At 57.8% G+C, this 18,313-nt stretch carries 15 protein-coding genes; 7 read left to right on the top strand and 8 right to left on the bottom strand.

Annotation, left to right across the window (positions count from 1 at the left end; translation table 11 throughout):
* Nucleotides 1-12 precede the first annotated feature (12 nt).
* From ABFX35_RS08275 to ABFX35_RS08255, 5 genes are all read right to left on the bottom strand, one after another.
* Nucleotides 13-1,122 carry a branched-chain amino acid ABC transporter substrate-binding protein gene (locus ABFX35_RS08275; protein WP_346080899.1) on the bottom strand — a complete coding sequence of 370 codons (1,110 nt, stop codon included), beginning with the start codon at nt 1,120-1,122 and terminating at the stop codon, nt 13-15.
* 76 nt (nt 1,123-1,198) lie between these two features.
* The gene (locus ABFX35_RS08270; protein ID WP_346080263.1) at nt 1,199-1,912 is read right to left on the bottom strand and encodes an ABC transporter ATP-binding protein; all 714 of its coding nucleotides are present in this window, start codon (nt 1,910-1,912) and stop codon (nt 1,199-1,201) included.
* Nucleotides 1,905-2,675 (bottom strand): ABC transporter ATP-binding protein, encoded by a 771-nt coding sequence (locus ABFX35_RS08265; protein ID WP_346080261.1) that lies wholly within the window; start codon nt 2,673-2,675, stop codon nt 1,905-1,907. Before ABFX35_RS08265 ends, ABFX35_RS08270 begins: the two co-directional genes overlap by 8 nt.
* Nucleotides 2,672-3,784 carry an ABC transporter permease subunit gene (locus ABFX35_RS08260; protein WP_428832173.1) on the bottom strand — a complete coding sequence of 371 codons (1,113 nt, stop codon included), beginning with the start codon at nt 3,782-3,784 and terminating at the stop codon, nt 2,672-2,674. The genes ABFX35_RS08265 and ABFX35_RS08260 overlap by 4 nt, the downstream gene beginning before the upstream one ends.
* A 14-nt stretch (nt 3,785-3,798) precedes the next feature.
* Nucleotides 3,799-4,749 (bottom strand): branched-chain amino acid ABC transporter permease, encoded by a 951-nt coding sequence (locus ABFX35_RS08255; protein WP_346080259.1) that lies wholly within the window; start codon nt 4,747-4,749, stop codon nt 3,799-3,801.
* Nucleotides 4,750-4,918: 169 nt separating this feature from the next.
* Between ABFX35_RS08255 and ABFX35_RS08250 the strand changes: the two genes are divergently transcribed.
* Nucleotides 4,919-5,851 carry a LysR substrate-binding domain-containing protein gene (locus ABFX35_RS08250; protein ID WP_346080257.1) on the top strand — a complete coding sequence of 311 codons (933 nt, stop codon included), beginning with the start codon at nt 4,919-4,921 and terminating at the stop codon, nt 5,849-5,851.
* A 119-nt stretch (nt 5,852-5,970) separates the two neighbouring features.
* The gene (locus ABFX35_RS08245) at nt 5,971-6,936 is read left to right on the top strand and encodes a DMT family transporter (RefSeq protein WP_346080255.1); all 966 of its coding nucleotides are present in this window, start codon (nt 5,971-5,973) and stop codon (nt 6,934-6,936) included.
* Between the two features lie 34 nt (nt 6,937-6,970).
* Here ABFX35_RS08245 and fusA read toward each other — a convergent pair whose 3' ends face one another.
* Nucleotides 6,971-9,076, bottom strand: coding sequence for an elongation factor G (gene fusA / locus ABFX35_RS08240; protein ID WP_279022832.1), 2,106 nt, complete (start codon nt 9,074-9,076; stop codon nt 6,971-6,973).
* 767 nt (nt 9,077-9,843) lie between these two features.
* On the opposite strand from fusA, the gene ABFX35_RS08235 reads away from it, so the two are divergent.
* The 4 genes from ABFX35_RS08235 to ABFX35_RS08220 all read left to right on the top strand — a co-directional run bounded on the left by ABFX35_RS08235 (nt 9,844) and on the right by ABFX35_RS08220 (nt 14,761).
* The gene (locus ABFX35_RS08235; protein ID WP_346080252.1) at nt 9,844-11,331 is read left to right on the top strand and encodes an alpha/beta hydrolase; all 1,488 of its coding nucleotides are present in this window, start codon (nt 9,844-9,846) and stop codon (nt 11,329-11,331) included.
* Between the two features lie 290 nt (nt 11,332-11,621).
* Nucleotides 11,622-11,714, top strand: a complete 93-nt coding sequence (gene mgtS / locus ABFX35_RS08230) for a protein MgtS (RefSeq protein WP_145957824.1) — start codon at nt 11,622-11,624, stop codon at nt 11,712-11,714.
* 106 nt (nt 11,715-11,820) lie between these two features.
* Nucleotides 11,821-12,000: a hypothetical protein gene (locus ABFX35_RS08225; protein WP_346080250.1), complete on the top strand. Its 180-nt coding sequence runs from the start codon at nt 11,821-11,823 to the stop codon at nt 11,998-12,000.
* A 334-nt stretch (nt 12,001-12,334) separates the two neighbouring features.
* Nucleotides 12,335-14,761 (top strand): DUF3772 domain-containing protein, encoded by a 2,427-nt coding sequence (locus ABFX35_RS08220; protein WP_346080248.1) that lies wholly within the window; start codon nt 12,335-12,337, stop codon nt 14,759-14,761.
* Between the two features lie 42 nt (nt 14,762-14,803).
* Here the strand turns inward: ABFX35_RS08220 and ABFX35_RS08215 are convergent, their stop codons facing one another.
* Nucleotides 14,804-15,193 (bottom strand): tautomerase family protein, encoded by a 390-nt coding sequence (locus ABFX35_RS08215; protein WP_279022828.1) that lies wholly within the window; start codon nt 15,191-15,193, stop codon nt 14,804-14,806.
* A gap of 106 nt (nt 15,194-15,299) precedes the next feature.
* On the opposite strand from ABFX35_RS08215, the gene ABFX35_RS08210 reads away from it, so the two are divergent.
* Nucleotides 15,300-16,247, top strand: a complete 948-nt coding sequence (locus ABFX35_RS08210; protein ID WP_346080246.1) for a LysR family transcriptional regulator — start codon at nt 15,300-15,302, stop codon at nt 16,245-16,247.
* Between the two features lie 109 nt (nt 16,248-16,356).
* Here ABFX35_RS08210 and ABFX35_RS08205 read toward each other — a convergent pair whose 3' ends face one another.
* A complete protein-coding gene (locus ABFX35_RS08205; protein WP_346080244.1) occupies nt 16,357-18,312 on the bottom strand; it encodes a glycoside hydrolase family 127 protein in 1,956 nt (651 codons plus the stop codon).
* Nucleotide 18,313 lies beyond the last annotated feature (1 nt).

The raw sequence follows: 18,313 nt of genomic DNA, 5'->3' as shown, positions 1-18,313 counted from the left end.
TCTTTGTGTTGATTACTTTTTCGTGCCGCCCAGCACCGTTTGCGGCTGCCATTTGCCCGCCACCACCTTGTAAACGGTGAAACTTGGCTGCAGCAGATTGCCTTGCGCATCGAAGGCGAGGGTACCGGTCACGCCCTGGTACTGAATCGCACGCAGTTTCGGCAGGTATTTAGCCGGATCGGCGGAGTCCGCCTGTTCAATCGCCGCGATCAGCACCCGGGTGGCGTCATAGGCGAAGGGCGCATGCAGTTCGATATGGGTTTTGTAGCGATCGCGGTAGGCCTGCTCAAACGCCTTGCCGCCCGGCATTTGTTCCACCGGCAGGCCGGGCTCCAGCGCCACCACGCCTTCGCCTTCTTTCTGCGCCAAAGTCAGGAAGGTTTGGCTGACAAACCCGCCGGCGCCCATCAGCGTGGCATTGATGCCAAGTTGTTTGATACGGCGCGCTAACGGCGCGGCCTGCGAGTCCACACCGCCGAAGAAGATCAGGTCGGCGTTTTTGCTGCGGATGGATGTCAGCACGGCGCTGAAATCCACCGTTTTGTCATCGACATACTCACGGGCGACAACCTGCACTCCTTGCGCCGCCAACGATTTTATAAACTCATCCGCCAGCCCCTGGCCGAAAGCGGTGCGATCGTCAATGACCGCTACGCGTTTGGCTTTCAACACATTGACCGCATACTGCCCGGCGTAGTTGCCGCCGTCATCGTCGTGGCCCATCACGCGGAAGCTGGTATCAAAGCCTTGTTGAGTATAGGCGTGGCCGGTGGCAACCGGCGCCACCTGGGTGATGCCCGCGTCATGATAAATACGGGCGGCCGGAATACTGGTGCCGGTGTTCCAGTGGCCAACCACGCCCGCCACGCCCTGGTCCACCAGGCGCTGCGCGACTGCAACCGCGGTGCGCGGATCGGACTGATCGTCTTCCGACACCAGCTTAAACGTCACCGGTTTGCCGCCCAGAGTTGGGTTCTGGCTGTTGGCGTCGCGGATTGCCAACTGTGCGCCGTTCTCCAGATCTTTACCAATCCTGGCCGACGGCCCCGTCAGCGGCCCGGCCAGGCCGATCAGCACCGTATCGGCGGCAGATGCCTGCGGGCTATTGCCGAGCGCGGCCATAACCGCAGCCGCCAGTGTGAGAGTGTGCAACGTTTTATTTTTCATGATGTTGTTTCCCGGTGTAGTGAGCCAATGATTATTCGCCTAAATAGGCCTGTTTGATTTTTTCGTCGTCCAGCATGCCGGCCGAAGGGCCGCTATGGCTGAGGTTGCCGCTGTCGAGCACATAGGCCCGATCGGTAGCCTCAAGCGCCAGGCGCGCGTTTTGTTCGACCAGCAGCAGCGTTACGCCGCTTTTTGCCAGCGTTTTGATCACCTCAAAAATCGCTTCTACCATGATTGGCGCCAGCCCCATTGAAGGCTCATCCAGCACCAGTAACCGTGGGCGGCTTAGCAGAGCGCGGCCAATGGCCAGCATTTGCTGTTCGCCCCCGGAAAGCAGCCCCGCCTGTTGCTGCAACCGTTCGCGCAGCCGCGGGAATATTTCATTGACGCGTGCCATATCCTGCCGAATCGCCGCTTTGTCGCGGCGTGCGTAGGCGCCAATCTGCAAATTCTCCAGCACCGTCATGCGGGCAAAAATGCCGCGCCCCTCCGGCACCATCACCAGCCCCTGTTGCAATAAACGATGCGGGGGAACGCCGCGGATAGACTGACCGTTGAAGTACACCTCGCCGCCAAAAGGTTGCAGCCCGGTCAGCGCACGCAGGCTGGAGGTTTTTCCCGCGCCGTTAGCACCAATCAGCGTGACCTGTTCACCCTGGTTAACGTGAAAATCAATGCCTTTCACCGCGTGGATACCGCCGTAGGAGACGGCCAGCTGTTTAACCGCCAGCAAAGGTTCAGACATGAGCGGATCCTCCCAGATAGGCCTGTATGACTGCCGGATCGCGGCGCACCTGTTCAGGCCGGCCTTCGGCAATCACCCGGCCGTAGTCCAGCACGGTGAGGCGATCGCACAGCCCCATCACCAGCTTGACGTCATGTTCAATCAGCAACAGGGTTTTACCGCTGTCACGGATGCGCAGCAGCAGTTCGCGCAGCGCGACCTTTTCGCCGGCGTTCATCCCGGCGGCGGGTTCATCCAGCGCCAACAGTTTGGGCTCGGTTGCCAGCGCGCGGGCGATTTCCAGGCGGCGCTGGTGCCCGTAGGACAAATCCCCGGCGCGATAATGGGCGAATTGGCCGATGCCGACGTAGTCCAGCAGCGCATGCGATTTCGCCAGCGTATGGTTTTCTTCCTCCCTGGCGCGCCGGTGGCGGGCGATCGCGGCCCACAGACCATTGCGGGTGCGGGCATGGCAACCCACCATGACGTTTTCCAGAACGCTCATCTCATTGAATAGCCGGAGATTTTGAAAGGTGCGGGCAATGCCGGCCTGCGTCACTTTGTCGATCGCCTGCGGTTTATACCGCTGCCCCTGCAGGCTAAAGTCGCCGCTGTCGGCGCGATACAGCCCGGTGATCAAGTTGAAACAGGTGGTTTTGCCCGCGCCGTTGGGGCCGATCAGGCCGTAAATTTCACCTTGCCGGACCGCCATACTGACGTTGTTGACCGCGACCAGTCCGCCAAAGCGTTTGTTGACATCTGCCAGTTGAAGCAACGGGATCATGAGGCGCCTCCTTGTTGGTGGCGCGCGGGCCACAGGCCGGCAGGGCGATAGAGCATCACCAGAATCAGCGCCAGCCCGTAAAACAGTTGGCGAATAATCTCGGGATCGATCAGCACCTGGCCGAACAGCGTTTGTTGCAACGGCCCCATGCTGCTGCGCAGAAATTCCGGCAGCGCCGCCAGCAGCAGGGCGCCCAGGATCACGCCGGGAATATGCCCCATACCGCCAAGCACCACCATCGCCAGCACGGCAATCGATTCTTGCAAGGTGAAGGATTCCGGCGAGACAAAGCCCTGAAATGCGGCGAACAAGGCGCCGGCTATGCCGCCGAAGGTCGCGCCAATGGCAAATGCCAGCAGTTTGAAGTTGCGGGTATTGATACCCATAGCGCGGGCGGCGTCTTCATCTTCACGAATGGCGCCCCAGGCGCGGCCGATGCGTGAATGCTGTAGCCGAATGCAGACGAACAGGATCGCCACCAACAGCGCGGCGAACAGATAATAGTAGAGATATAACGATGAAAAGCGGATGCCGAACAGCTCGTGCATGCCGGTAAATTTCACCCCGAACAGGCTGACCGGCTCAATCCCCGAAATGCCTTTGGGGCCGTTGGTGATATTGATCGGCCGATCCAGATTGCGCATAAGGATACGGATAATTTCACCGAAGCCGAGAGTAACGATGGCCAGGTAATCCCCCCGCAGGCGCAAGGTCGGCGCGCCCAGCAGGATGCCGCACACCGCAGCCAGCGCAGCGGCCAGCGGGATCAACAACAGGATCGGCATATGCAGGCCGCCGGGAAACCATTGCAGCAGCATCGGGAACTGGGTAACCAGATGCGGCGATGACAATAGCGCCGCCAGATAGGCGCCCACGGCGTAAAAGGCGATAAAGCCCATATCCAGCAGGCCGGCGAAGCCCACCACGATGTTCAACCCCAGCGCCAGCATCAGGTACAGCAGGGCAAAATCCATTACCCGCACCCAGTAATTGCCGCCGGCGGCCCCCACCAGCCACGGCGCCAACAGCAGCCCGGCGATGAACAGCGTGGTGCCGAACCAGGGGCGCCGTGCCGCTGAGGCCTGGGCAGGAGAAGTCAGTGTCATCATTTTTGGCGCTCCATTTAGGATCGGGTGGCAACGCGTTCGCCCAGCAGGCCGGACGGGCGAAAAATCAGCACGGCGATCAGCACCAGGAAGGCGAACACATCCTGATAATTACTGCCAAATGCACCGCCGGTCAGCGTGCCGAGGTAACCGGTGCCGAGCGATTCGATCAACCCCAGCAGCAGGCCACCGAGCATGGCGCCGCGCAGATTGCCAATGCCGCCCAGCACGGCCGCCGTGAAGGCTTTAATACCGGGCAGGAAGCCCATCGAGAAACTGGCGCTGCCATAGTTGCTGGCCATCATGATGCCGGCCAACGCCGCCAGCGCGCCGCCCAGGGCAAACGTGACGGTGATGATGCGGTTAGGGTTAACGCCCATAAGGCTGGCGACCTGGCTGCTTTCCGCCGTGGCGCGCATTGCCCGCCCCAGGCGTGAATGCTCAACCAACAGCAATAAGCCGCCCATGACCAACAGGGCCGCGGTTACCGTGGCGATGCCGGTGCCGGTGATCACCGCCGGCGGATGGCCGGCGCTGCCGGGGGTTAACGCGATAGGCTCCATCGGCAGTAGCTGCGGGAACATCAGCGGGTTGCGTGACCAAATCAGCATCGCCAGCGTCTGCAGCAACAGCGATACCCCAATGCCGCTGATGAGCGGCGCCAGGCGCGGCGCATTGCGCAGGCGGCGGTAGGCCAGGCGTTCAATGCCCATCGAAACCAACGCACAGGCCGCCGCGGCGATGGCGGCCGCAATCCCTAGCACCAGGTAAGGAGAAATATCGGGAAAATGCTGTTGTAGCAGGGTAATGGTGGATAGGGCGCTCAATGCGCCGACCATCAGCACGTCGCCATGGGCGAAATTGATAATGCGCAAAATGCCGTACACCATGGTGTAACCCAGGGCGATTAAGGCATAAATGCTGCCAAGCAGTACCCCGTTGATGGTCTGCTGTATCAACGTATCCATAGGGCAAATTCTCTAAAGGCGTGATTTACCGTTCACAGTAGAGAATTAAAATTTTTTGTGAAATACGGAAAAATAATTTCTTATACAAAAATTGTGTGTTTTTAATTTATTGATTTTAATCTACATTAATTTTACCCGCTCACTGCGCCTACTGAAAAATAGTCAATATATGAAAAAAACAGAACAGTACGAACATCCGTTGCCGACCATGCCCAACGATCCACCGCTGCGCGCGGTGCGTGCGTTCGAGGCCATTGCTCGCCTGGGCAGCATCAGCGCCGCCGCGCGCGAACTGGCGATCTCGCCCTCGGCGGTCAGCCACCAGTTGAAAACGCTGGAGGCGTTTCTGCAAATGCCGTTGACCGAGCGCCAGGGGCGGCGCCTGATCCTGCGTAACGAAGGGCGCGAATATTACCGTTCTATCCGCTCTGCATTTAACGTGTTGCGCCAGGCGACCGAGCACGTGCGTGAGCAGTCCGCATCGCGCCAGGTGACCATCAGCCTGATCCCCCTGTTCGGCATGGGCTGGTTTATCCCGCGGCTACGCGGCTTTCTGCGGGAAAACCCGGATATCGAGATTAACGTGGTCTATGCCAACCATCGCAATTATTTCAGCGATGCGGCGGATATCTCGATCCGCTTCGGCATGGGCCAGTGGCCCGGCTATCACAGTGAAAAACTGATGTCCGGCAAGATGATCCCGGTTTGCAGCCGCGGCTTTATGCAACTGCACGGCGTGCTGGATACGCCGGATCAGTTGGCGCCGCTGCCGCTACTGCACGATGAGGAGCGCAATACCTGGATGCAGTGGTTCCAACTGGCCGAGGTGAAGCGCCCGCTACGCAGCACCGGCCCGATGTTTGAAGATGGCCTGTTGACGCTGGCCGCCGTTCAGGCGGGGCTGGGGTGTGCACTGATGCGCGAGCCGCTGATCGAAACCTATCTTCAGCGCGGCGAACTGGTGAAGCTGTTCGATTTGCCGATTGACGATGGCCGTGATTACTACCTGTGCGTGCGCCAAGACACGGAGCTTTCCCAGGAAGGGCAAGAGTTGCAGCAGTGGTTGAAACGCGAGGCTGCGGCTTCAACGGCAGCCGGTTAAGGTAATGCATGGCGCCGCGCGATGCGTAATAAGACAAACGCCTGAAAAAACCGTAAGCTGGCACACGAATATACCCGAAGTGTATGCCTACGCGGCTGTGCGTGGTTGATGGAGTCTTTATGTTTGCAGGGGTGTTGTTTGCGCTGGCCGCCGGGTTGATGTGGGGGCTGATTTTCGTTGGGCCGGAAATGGTGCCCGACTACCCAGCGGCGTTGCAGTCCACCGGCCGCTATCTGGCCTTTGGCCTGCTGTCACTGCCGCTGGCATGGTGGGATCGCCGCCGTTTGCTGCGGCTGCAACGGCAAGACTGGGTGGAGGCGCTGAAGCTGACGTTAATCGGCAATCTGCTGTATTACTTTTTTCTCGCCAGCGCGATTCAACGCACCGGCGCGCCGGTCTCCACCATGATCATCGGCACGCTGCCGGTGGTGATCGCGATCAGCGCCAACCTGTTTTATGGCCGGCACGACGGCCAACTGCCGTGGCACCGGCTTGCGCCGGCGCTGGCGCTGATCGTCATCGGGTTGGTGCTGGTCAACATTGCCGAACTGCGGGCCAATGCCGCGCCGGTCGATGCTTGGCGCTATGGCAGCGGCCTGCTGCTGGCCATCACGGCGGTGATCTGCTGGACCTGGTACCCGCTGCGCAACGCCCGCTGGCTGCGGCAGAACCCGACACAGCGCCCATCCACCTGGGCCACCGCGCAAGGGGTGGTGACGTTGCCGCTGGCGCTGGTTGGCTACCTGGCGGTTTGTGGGCAGTTGGCCATCAACCAACCGGCATTTGCCGTGCCGTTTGGCCCCCGGCCGGCGGTGTTTATCACGCTGATGCTGGCAATCGGCATTCTGTGTTCATGGGTGGGGGCGTTATGCTGGAATGAAGCGAGCCAACGCCTGCCAACGGTGTTGGTGGGGCCGCTTATCGTGTTTGAAACGCTTGCCGGGCTGGCGTATACCTTCATGCTGCGCCAGGCCTGGCCGCCAGTGCTGACCGTGGCCGGGATTGCTTGCCTGATATTGGGCGTGATTGCCGCCATGCGGATCCGCCCGAAGCCGGTGGTGGTGCAGGTGAGCGTAGAGAAATAGCGCCTGCCGCACAAGGCGGCAGGCGTGGGGGAGGTTAGCGTTTTCGGTGGTTGATGATCTCTTCCGCCACGTTGCGTGGTGCTTCGGCGTAATGGCCAAACTCCATGGTGAAGGTGGCACGGCCCTGGGTCATCGAACGCAGGGTGGTGGAATAACCAAACATCTCCGACAGCGGAACCGTGGCGTGGATGGCTTTGCCGCCGCCGCCGGGAATGTCTTCCATCCCTTGCAGTTGCCCGCGCCGTGACGACAAATCGCCCATCACGCCGCCGGCATAATCCTCCGGCGTTTCCACTTCAACCTTCATGATCGGCTCCAGGATCACCGGCTCGGCCTGGCGGCAAGCTTCTTTGAAACCGAAGATGGCCGCCATACGGAAGGCCTGCTCGGAGGAGTCGACGTCATGGTAAGAACCGAAGGTCAGGTGCACCTTGACATCCACCACCGGGTAACCAGCCAAAATGCCGTTGTTCATAGCTTCCTGAACGCCTTTTTTCACCGCCGGGATATATTCGCCCGGGATCACGCCGCCTTTGATTTCATCGAAAAACTCGAAGCCCTTGCCGGGTTCATTCGGCTCAACGGTCAGCACCACGTGGCCATACTGGCCCTTACCGCCGGATTGGCGAACAAATTTGCCTTCTACATCAACCACTTTACGGCGAATGGTTTCACGGTAGGAAACCTGCGGCCTGCCGGTATTGGTTTCCACGCCAAATTCACGCCGCAGGCGATCGACGATGATCTCCAGGTGCAGTTCGCCCATGCCGTAAATCAGCGTCTGGCCGGATTCTTCATCGGTGCGCACCTGGAACGACGGATCTTCAGACATTAGGCGCTGCAGGGCGATGCCCATTTTTTCCTGATCGGCTTTGGTCTTGGGCTCGATCGCCTGGGCGATCACCGGCTCTGGGAAGACCATCCGCTCAAGCGTGATGATGGCGTTCGGATCGCACAGCGTGTCGCCGGTGGTGACATCCTTCAGGCCCACACAGGCAGCGATATCGCCGGCGTGCAGCTCATCCACGTCTTTACGGTCGTTGGCATGCATTTGCACAATACGCCCAATGCGCTCTTTCTTGCCTTTCACCGGGTTGTAAACGCTGCTGCCTTTGGCGAGCACGCCGGAATAGACGCGCACAAAGGTCAACTGGCCGACGAACGGGTCGGTCATCAGTTTGAAGGCCAGCGCGGAGAATTTTTCGTTGTCGTCGGCGCGGCGCATCACGATGTTGTCGCGCTCATCGTGGCCTTCCATTGGCGGCACATCCAGCGGTGAAGGCATCAGCTCGATCACCGCATCCAACATACGCTGCACGCCTTTATTGCGGAAGGCCGAACCGCATAGCATCGGCTGGATTTCACCGGCGATGGTGCGGGCGCGCAGGCCGGCGACGATATCCTCCTCGCTCAACGCTTCGCCGCCAAGGTATTTTTCCATCAGCGCTTCCGAGCCTTCGGCCGCCGCTTCGACCATCTTTTCCCGCCATGCATTGGCGGATCCCACCAGTTCCGGTGGGATCGGCTCAAAGCTGAACCGCATGCCCTGGGTTTCATCGTCCCAGAAAATGGCCTGCATGCGCACCAGATCCACCACGCCCGCAAAGTGCTCTTCGGCGCCGATCGGAATGACAATCGGCACCGGGTTGGCTTTCAGACGATCGATCATCATTTGCCGCACGCGGAAGAAATCGGCGCCCATGCGGTCCATTTTGTTGACGAACGCCAGGCGTGGCACCCGGTATTTATTGGCCTGGCGCCAGACGGTTTCCGACTGCGGCTGCACGCCGCCCACCGAGTCATACACCATCACCGCGCCGTCCAGCACGCGCATCGAGCGCTCAACTTCAATGGTGAAATCGACGTGCCCCGGAGTATCAATGATATTGATCCGGTGCTGTGGGTAACTGTGTTCCATCCCGTTCCAGAAACAGGTGGTGGCGGCTGAGGTGATGGTAATACCGCGCTCTTGCTCCTGCGCCATCCAGTCCATGGTGGCGGCGCCGTCGTGCACTTCGCCCAGCTTGTGACTGACCCCGGTGTAAAACAGAATCCGCTCGGTCGTCGTGGTTTTGCCGGCATCAATATGCGCCGAGATGCCGATATTGCGGTAGCGTTCAATGGGGGTAGTACGTGCCATAATCAACCTTACTTAGCCATTTGGCGTGGGGCGGCGCAGGTTCTTTCCCAACAGGCGGTGGGCGATACCCGGCCAGTCTTATCGAAGTAATCGCATTGCCTGTCCGGTAAACTCGGTTAGCAGTTGTCCGAATGAGCTTAGCCGATAACCTCGATTCTATGCAGCTATCGCTGCCATCGCCAATACGAATAAAGTCGAACAATAAGCAGGATAATACTCAAGGGTTATTACCAGCGGTGCAGAAGCCGTTCGTACCCTCTCACAGAGAGGGTACGGGTGGCATGGCGTGAAAGGGCGAGGAGATAGCAGTTTGGGCGCATTCGCATGCGCACCCAGACTGCTATCGTCTTTTCTTTAGGGTGGAAAGCGTCCGAGCTCTTTTTTGTTTCCAGTACATGGAAAATGAAACGATGACAACTGCTATCAGTACAACGAGGATTACTAGTGACAGGTATTCCATAGCGTTCACCCAGAGCTAGCAAGTTGAAGCTGTATTAAATGAGAATTTTCTCATATTCGTCAATACACATTGTGTGAATAAGAATAATCTTAGTTTTGGCCATCATATTTGGGGCAATCTACCCGGGCTGAACGGGCGCTGCCATGCGGCTTTGCGTGAAAAAGGCATGTTATTCGGCGCGTAGCGGTTGACGATTTTTCGACCGGCCGGGGGCCATGGTCTTCAACCCAAGGACTTTTTGTGTTCTATTGGCAGGCTGATTACAGGGCCTTTTTTCAGATCGTTGTTCTCGTTGAAAGGATTCGTCATGTCAGTAGTGCGTGTTTTACTGTTTATTTTCGTTGCCGCCGGCTTGCCCGCCTATGCCAAACCGGCGCCGGCTCACGATGGTGGAAGCATCCGCTGGCAACCGTGCCACAACGCCATGTTTCAGCGTTGGTTCCAGGATACGCCGCCGCAGCCTGGCTTGCAGTGTGGCTATCTGGACGTGCCGTTAATCTATGGCACCGCCAGCAACCAACTGCCGGCCAAGGGGGAGGTTGTGCGCCTGGCGTTGACCCGGCTGCCAGCCACCGGTGAGAAGAAGGGCAGCGTGGTGATGATCCCCGGCGGGCCGGGGTTATCCGGCATTAACCCCTATCTGCCTGCCGAGCCGGCGATCGCAAAGCTGCGTAAATCTTACGATGTGATTGGTTATGATCCGCGCGGCGTTGGCCAGTCAGCGCCAAAGATCTCATGTCAGATGGCGGACGACGATGAAACGCCGGCGCTGGATGATAACGATATCGCCGGTGCAGAAAAGCAGGTGAGGGCGATGATCAGCGCCTGCATCAAACAAACCGGCGCGCAGGTAGTGCAACATGTCGGCACGGAAGAAGCGGTCAGCGATCTGAACGCGATACGCTACGCACTGGGCGAACCGGCGCTTAACGCCGTTGCCTATGCCTACGGCACCAAAGTGGCGGCGCTGTATGCCGAACGCTTCCCCAAAAGAACCCGCGCGCTGGTGCTGGATGGCGTGGTGGATATTTCAGAGGATGAGTTCACCCGGCGGATAAGCCAGGAGCGTGCCTACCAGCAAAGCTTCCTGCGCTTTGCCGCCTTTTGCGCCAAGACCACCCGTTGCCCGTTGCCGAGCGACCCCAATCTCGCCATTCAGGCATTCCATGCGCTGTTAAGCAAACTGCATGCGGCGCCGTTCGTCACCCAAGCGGGCTATGAAATTTACCCCGACGATGTGATTGCCGTGACCCGCGCCTTATTACTGTGGCCTCAACGTTGGCCGGATCTGGCGCAAGTGCTGGAACAAATCGCCAGCGGCCAGGCCGGTGAACAGGCCAGCACCCTGATCGATGAAAGTTATGCGCCGGATGCGGAAGATGCGCGCAACGTGATTACCTGTGCAGACAGCGCCACGCCGGAGGCCGATGAGCAGATGCTGCGCCGCAAACGCCAGGCGATCAACACCACCGCCACCTTCACCCACTACTTACCGCTGCATGAATACCCGCTGGAAATGTGCGATCTGTGGCCATACCGCGGCAAAGACAGCCCGCATGTGCCGCGCCTGTCCCCGGCGCTGCCGCCGCTGCTGTTCGTTGCGCGCCGCTACGACGCCGCCACGCCATATCGCAGCGCGCGCATGATGGCCAGTTGGTTCAAAAGTCCGTTGGTGACCCAGGAGCGCGACGGCCATACGCTGGCACTGCATGGCATTGACCACTGTGTGGATGATACGGTGGTTGACTACCTGCTGGCGCCGAAAAAACCACGGCATGATAAAACCTGCCGCTGATCGTTATTCTTTTCTAAATATTTCATAAACGGCTGCCTGATTATCCGGCAGCCGTTTTTTTATTATTTTATACTGGCCGCGAAAAATACCTACGGGCTCGCTGGCAAATATAAATCCGGATTATTTTATAATTCAGAACGAGCGGCCTGGTTATCACCGCAAAGCCAGCTACCCCATATTCCAAGCCCCGGCAGAGGCCAGGGTGTTGTTAACAGCAAAGAAGGGAGGGATAAACACACAATGAACTCACGAGGTACTTATCGATAACAGCTAATTTTGAGGATGTAGAAATGGAAAACATGACTTTCTTTATTGGATTTTTGGGATTCATCAGCTCACTGGGCCTGTTGGCCGCCTACATGAGCACGAAATGGGATGATTAATGAACGATAACGGTCCACCCCAACGCCACCTCCCTGTCGCCAGGCAATTAACGGTAGGGAGGTGGCAATAAGTTCCTCACCGTACCTGAACCAGGGGATAATAACGATGCTTATTTTCGGCTTTTTATATGCACTATTCATGATTGCTGTCGGTGTTAATGAAATCTATCAATACTCCACGGGTAACACCGCATTTCTAACCAGCCTGACGCTAACCTTTGCCGTCGGCACGCTATTGGTGCTGTTTGTTTGGCGTTTCACGACCGGCAAAAGAATAAAGAACTAAGCCGCTCTCGCGCCGTCGGTACGGCCAACGCAAAATTTTACCAGCCATCGCATTGTTGTCGTTTTTACTTACGCGCCTGCTGCAAGGTGCCATTGGGTGGCCGCACGCACACGCCCTGGCCGCCAGCTAAAAATTATCGACGTGGAACCTGCGTACGTGCCGGATTGTTCCTAAAGTTCAACCCCCGCCGTCGGTTAATTTCCGCGATCGTTCAGGATATATTGCCTTAACTTCGCCGCAGATTATAATCAGCGAGTATTGTCAATCAGGCGGGCCATGCCAACGGCCCGCCTGTTTCATTTGCCTGCTAACTGCCCGTTGAGCCCCGAAACCTATGAGAAGACCGCTGCAGATCCTGTTCCTCCTTTTGTTGCTGTTTGGGCTGCCGCTCAGCCCCCAAACCGCATCGGCGGCGCAGGCTGATACCACGGAGCAAAGCCTGGCGGATACCGCCACTGCGTTGAAAAGCTTCCAAAAGGAGCTTGATAGCATCAAACAGCAGGTATCCAACGCCACCACGGATAATCAACTCAGTAAACTGTTTGAAAGCACGCAGACGCTGGCGGCGGATCTGGAACAACTGGAAACGGATCTGCAACCGCTGCAAGAGAAGCTGCAGGCGCAGTTGGACGTGCTGGGCCCAACGCCGGCGCCGGGGGCGCTGGCGGAAAACCGTGTGGTGTTCCAGCAACGCAATGCGCTTAACAACAATAAAAAGCAGTTGGATGATGCGGTGCAACGTGCGCAGGCCATCCGCACCAGCGCGCTGTCGCTTGGCCAGCAAATCAGCGATCTGCGCCGCGTGGCGTTTAAAAGCCAACTGGCGCTCAACTCCGGCAGCATCCTCGGCGCACAGTTCTGGCAACCGATCAGCAATCCACTGGCCGACGATCTGCGGCGCCTTGAACAAATCAACCAGGCGTTGATACAAATCTGGACGACCAGTTGGCAGGAGACGTGGCGGACAGGAACGTTCCTGCTGTTGCTGGCGGCGGTGGTGGTGTGGTCGTTAGGGCGCTATTTCTCCGAGCGTTATTTAGCCTGGTTCAGCATCCGCTACCTGCCTGACGGCCGCCTGCGCCGCAGCTTTATGGCGCTGGCAACCGTCCTCGTTACCCTGTTTGGCACCACCATCGCGCTGGATCTGGTGTATCAGGCGATGTCACGCGCCGCGCCGTTCCCACCGCTGGTGCAAGACTTTACCGACAGCTTTACCCGGCTGGCGATTTTCTGCGCGCTGGTCGCCGGGCTGGGGCGGGCATTTTTATCGATCAACCGCCCGTCCTGGCGTTTGGCGCCGCTGGACGATGAAATGGCCGCCGGCATGCGATTCTTCTCGCCGCTGCTATCGGTTCTGGCGCTGTTGTTCGGCACGGTGGAATTGACGAATAACGTGGTCGGCGCCAGTTTGAACACCACGATTTTCGGCAATGGGCTGGTGGCGACGCTGATGGCGCTGGTGCTGCTGGCAATGCCGTTGCGTGCGCGCCGTCTGCGCCGCCGCATTGAACTGCGCGGGGATAGCCAGGACAAACGTTCCACCCTCGGCGGCTTGGTGCACATTATCGTGCTGACATCTTCACTGGTGGTGCTGGCGGCATTGCTGATTGGCTATATCGCCTTTGCCCGCTTCCTGATCTACCAGATTATCTGGATATCGCTGGTTCTGATGTCGTTCTACTTCCTGGTGCTGTGCATCACCGATTTGTGCGCGGCGTTGTTCTCCAACCAGACCGCCAGCGGTAAAGCACTGAAGCGCTCATTTAACTTTAGCGATCGGCACCTGGAGCAGATGGCGATTATCACTACCGCCATCGCCAAATGTTCCTTGCTGCTGCTGATGATTGTCTCGCTGGTGAACGGTTCGTTTGGCACCACCACGCCAAATGCGTTGCTGGAAAAAATTGCCGCCATCCTCACGGGGGAAGGGCTGAAAAAGCTGAATATCGTGCCAGGCAACCTGATTAACGCGGTGATCTGCCTGGCGATCGGTATCTATATTTTGCGCATCACCCAGCGCTGGCTGAGCAACGAGCTGTTGCCAAAGACCATTATGGATATCGGTATCCGCGCATCGCTGGTAACGCTGTTCAGCAACGTGGGCTATGTGCTGTTGATTCTGGTGACGCTGGCGGCGCTGGGCATTCAGTGGAACAATCTGGCCTGGATCGTCAGCGCGCTGTCGGTGGGGATTGGTTTCGGCCTGCAGGAAATCGTGAAGAACTTTATCTCTGGCATGATCCTCCTCACCGAGCGGCCAGTGAAAGTGGGCGATATGATCAGCATTGCCGGGGTTGAAGGCGACGTACGGCGCATTAACGTGCGCGCCACCGAAATCCAGCTTAGCGACCGTTCAACCATGATCGTGCCCAATTCGCAGTTGATTTCGCAGAACGTGCGCAACGCGACGATGGGCAATGCGCAGGGGGTGGTGACCATCGCCTTGACCTTCCCAACGGATATCGATCCGGAGCAGGTGCGCAATCTTCTGCTCAGCGCCTACCGCGACTATGACGCGATTCAGGATAGCCCATCGCCGTATGTGCGCTTTAGCCAACTGGGGCCGGACGGCATCATCCTGAGCGTTACCGGCTACGTCGCCAGCCCGCGTATGGTGGGCGCCAGCAAGAGCGAACTGTTATTCAACATCCTGAAGCTGCTGCGTGAACAGCAGGTGAGTCTGTCCAGCCCGCAGGAAGTGGTGTTTATGAAACAGCAGGCGAAGAAACTGGCGGACGACGAAGAAGAGCCGGAGTCATAACCGGTTATTGCCCGGCGGCGGTGCCAAAGCACCGCCACGGGGTCACAGTTCACCTGTTATATATTGGGCAACGCCGTTGCCAAAACTCCAGTCGCCCTTGGCGTTGGTGACAATCGACACCATCAGATCGTCGCCTTTGATGCCACAGCTGTCATGCAGTTCTCGGGCCAGCTCAGCGTAGAACGCCTGTTTCTGCACTTCACTGCGTGGGCTGGTAAACACCCTGACCACCACCAGATCGCGCGTGCGCTGCAGCGGCAATCCGGTATCTTCAATCACCATGTGGTGAGCTTTATTTTCGTGAACAATCTGATAGCGATCGCGTTCAGGCACCTCGAACGCACTCAGCACGGCACGGTGAGCGGCGTCCAGCAACGTTTTCAACTGTTGTTCACTACGGCCCTCAATCACCTCAAAGATCAGCAATGGCATGTTCATTTCCTTTTTAGTGGCAAATTCCCGGCCATATTACGTTGGCAGTCAGCGCAGAAAAAGCGCTATCATTTGAATTCATTGTTTACAAATCTGAACAATCAACATGAATGAAAAAGCCGAATCGCTCTGGACACACCTGCACTGGTTGACGGTGCTGGCCGAGCAGGGCAGTTATACCCGCGCGGCACAGCGGCTGAAGGTGAGCAAAGCGGCGGTCAGCCAAAAAATCAAGGAACTGGAAACCCAGGCCGGGGTTCCGCTGGTGCAGCGGACCACCCGCAGCGTGCGGCTGACCGAGGCCGGGATAAATCTGGTGGGTGCGCTGCGCGAGCCTTTTGCGCAGATCAAACAAAGTTTTGTCGGCCTGTGCGATTCTAGCGGGCCGCTGCGAGGCGTGGTGCGGATCACCGCACCGGTCGCCTTTGCGTGCCAACACCTGGTGCCGCATATTACCGCGTTTTTGCATGCCAACCCGGAAGTACGCATTCAGCTTGATGCTTCAAACCATTTGGCTTCGCTGGCCACCGAAGGGTTTGATATGGCTATTCGCCACAGCGACGTACTGCCGGAAACCCACGTAGCCTGGCGGCTGTGCGCCACCCGCACGGTGATGGTCGCCGCCCCAGCGTATGTTCGCCAGTATGGCGTGCCGCAAACGCCCGTTGAGCTGAAACAACACCAGTGTTTGTGCTACCCACGCGGTGGTGAACAGCCGATGTGGGCATTTGTCCGCCGCCTGGCGGCAGAAAGCCCGCGTCTGAATGTGGCGGTTAACGGGGTGTTTATCACCAACAACAGTGAAGCGATCCGCGATGCCGCCGCCAGCGGTTTAGGCATCGCCTTGCTGCCGGACTTTACGGCCCAGCAAGCGCTTGCCGACGGGCGGCTCGTGGAACTGCTGCCGGATTGGCAACCGGTCGGGATCTTTGCCGAGAGCCTGTACGTGATGCGGCCTTACACACCGCAGGTATCACGGGCGGTGGCGGAGTTCAGCCGCTATTTGAAAGCCGCCTTCGCACAAGGCTTTTACCCCTCCGGCGCGGCAACATAAGCCGGAAGGCAGCAGGGGCTTATTTAGCTTGTCAGCTCATGGAAAGACATAAAAAGTCTATGTGAATGGCTAAGCCCGTTGCCGCTTAATCTGGCGATAAAAGAAATCTCTATTCTTCATTTACCCAAATCCTCATCTCACCTTCTCCTCGGTTGGCCCAGCTAAACCAGGGTATAAAGATTAACGTCTGTGGCTGCTGGGTTGACGGTGAACGGTCATAGTGCCAAAGCAACTGTTTTCCTGGTGCACTGGAGGTACGCTTATTTCCCTCGGCCTGAATCAGTATTTTGTGCGCGAATATCCCTTTGCCTTCAATAGTTTTGAAGGTCGCGGTTTGTGGCAACCACAGGTTGTGCAGTTCCTCACCGTTATCTGCCTGCTCAAGACAATAGATAAGTGGCCCCCGCTGAATGGCCACTTTTCCGGCAACATGGCGCACCAGCGGATTACCGTAAACGCGCCGCACTGGCATGGGCAGGAACAGGGTTAGCGTATCGCCTTCCTGCCAGAGGCGGTTAATATGCAGATAACCTTTGCGCACATCCTGGGCAACCTCAACACCATTGAGCATTAACTTCGGAGCATCACACCAGTCCGGCATGCGTAAAGCAAGGGTATGCTGAACCGGCAGCGCCGAATCAATGGCGACAGTCACCTTCTCCTGCCAGGGGAAATTGCCGCTGATACGTAGCCGCAGCATCTCTTTACCTACCGGCACCTCAACGCTGTTACCCACATAAAGATTGATATAGAGCGCATCTTCGCGCGGCGTGTAGATGTAGTGGCCGAGTGACATCAGCACGCGGGCAATATTGGGCGGGCAACAGGCACATCCGAACCAGCGTTGACGCACCGGTTTTACGTGGTCATAGAGATGGTTAAACCTGAGGGTTTTAGGGTGTATCTCCAGCGGATTAACGTAGAAGAAGTGTTTGCCATCCAGCGCCATTCCGCCCAGCACGGTGTTATACAAGGCGCGTTCCATTACATCGGCATACTGACTGTCGGCTTCCATTTGCAGCATGCGCCGGGCAAACATCATCAGGCCAATAGAAGCACAGCTTTCGGCATAGACGCTATCGTTCGGCAAATCGTAATCACTGCTGAAGGCTTCGCCTCTGCTTTGCGAACCGATGCCGCCCGTGATATACAACTGACGCTGGGCCATATTATGCCACAGGCGCAGGCAGTCCTGACGCTTCGCTTCATCCTGGCTAAGTCTTGCCAGGTGCGCTACACCGGCCATCAGATAGACAAAACGCACCGCATGGCCGATGGCGGTTTGTTGTTCGGTAATCGGTTTATGCGCCTGGCTGTAGGCTTTGTCATTCACCATCCATGCCGGGCCATAAGTGTTCCAGTAAGCAGTTTTGCCACGTTTTTCATACTCGATATCGTAGAAATGCGGCTGCGTTCCTCGCTGTTCAACAAAGTAGTTCACCAGCGCCATATAACGCGGTTCCTGGGTCACTTCATACAGGCGCATCAGCGCCAGCTCAATTTCCGGATGCCCCGGATAACCATGCAACTGCGTGTCGCCTGGCCCAAACACGCTGTCGATATGGTCGGCGAGTTTACCTACCACCTCCAGCAGACGGCGCTTGCCGGTGGCCTGAAAGAAAGCGACACCGGCCTCGATCATATGTCCGGCACAATACAGCTCGTGACATTCCGCGAGATTGGTCCAGCGATCCTGCGGTGCTTTGACGGTGAAATAGGTGTTGAGATACCCGTCGTCACACTGGGCAGCCGCTATCAGTTCAATCACCTCATCGGCGGTTTTCTCCAACTCCGCGTCTGGCTGCTGGCACAGCGACCAGGCAACCGCCTCCAGCCACTTCGCCACGTCACTGTCCTGAAACACCATGCCGTAAAATTCCCCGAGCTGTAATCCGGCAGCGATACGGAAATTTTCAATTGCATGGCTGGGATCGGCTTCCGCGATACGATCGTTCAGTGCATCCCACTGATAGGGGATCACCACATCACGTACCAGTTGCTGATACTGCCCGAGAAACGGATCATTAATTTTGAGCTTGTGCAGATCGACTTCCATCACAGACATA

The organism is Gibbsiella dentisursi (assembly GCF_039539505.1).
GTDB classification, from domain to species: Bacteria; Pseudomonadota; Gammaproteobacteria; order Enterobacterales; family Enterobacteriaceae; genus Gibbsiella; species Gibbsiella quercinecans.
This window is presented reverse-complemented; position numbering and strand designations above follow the sequence as displayed.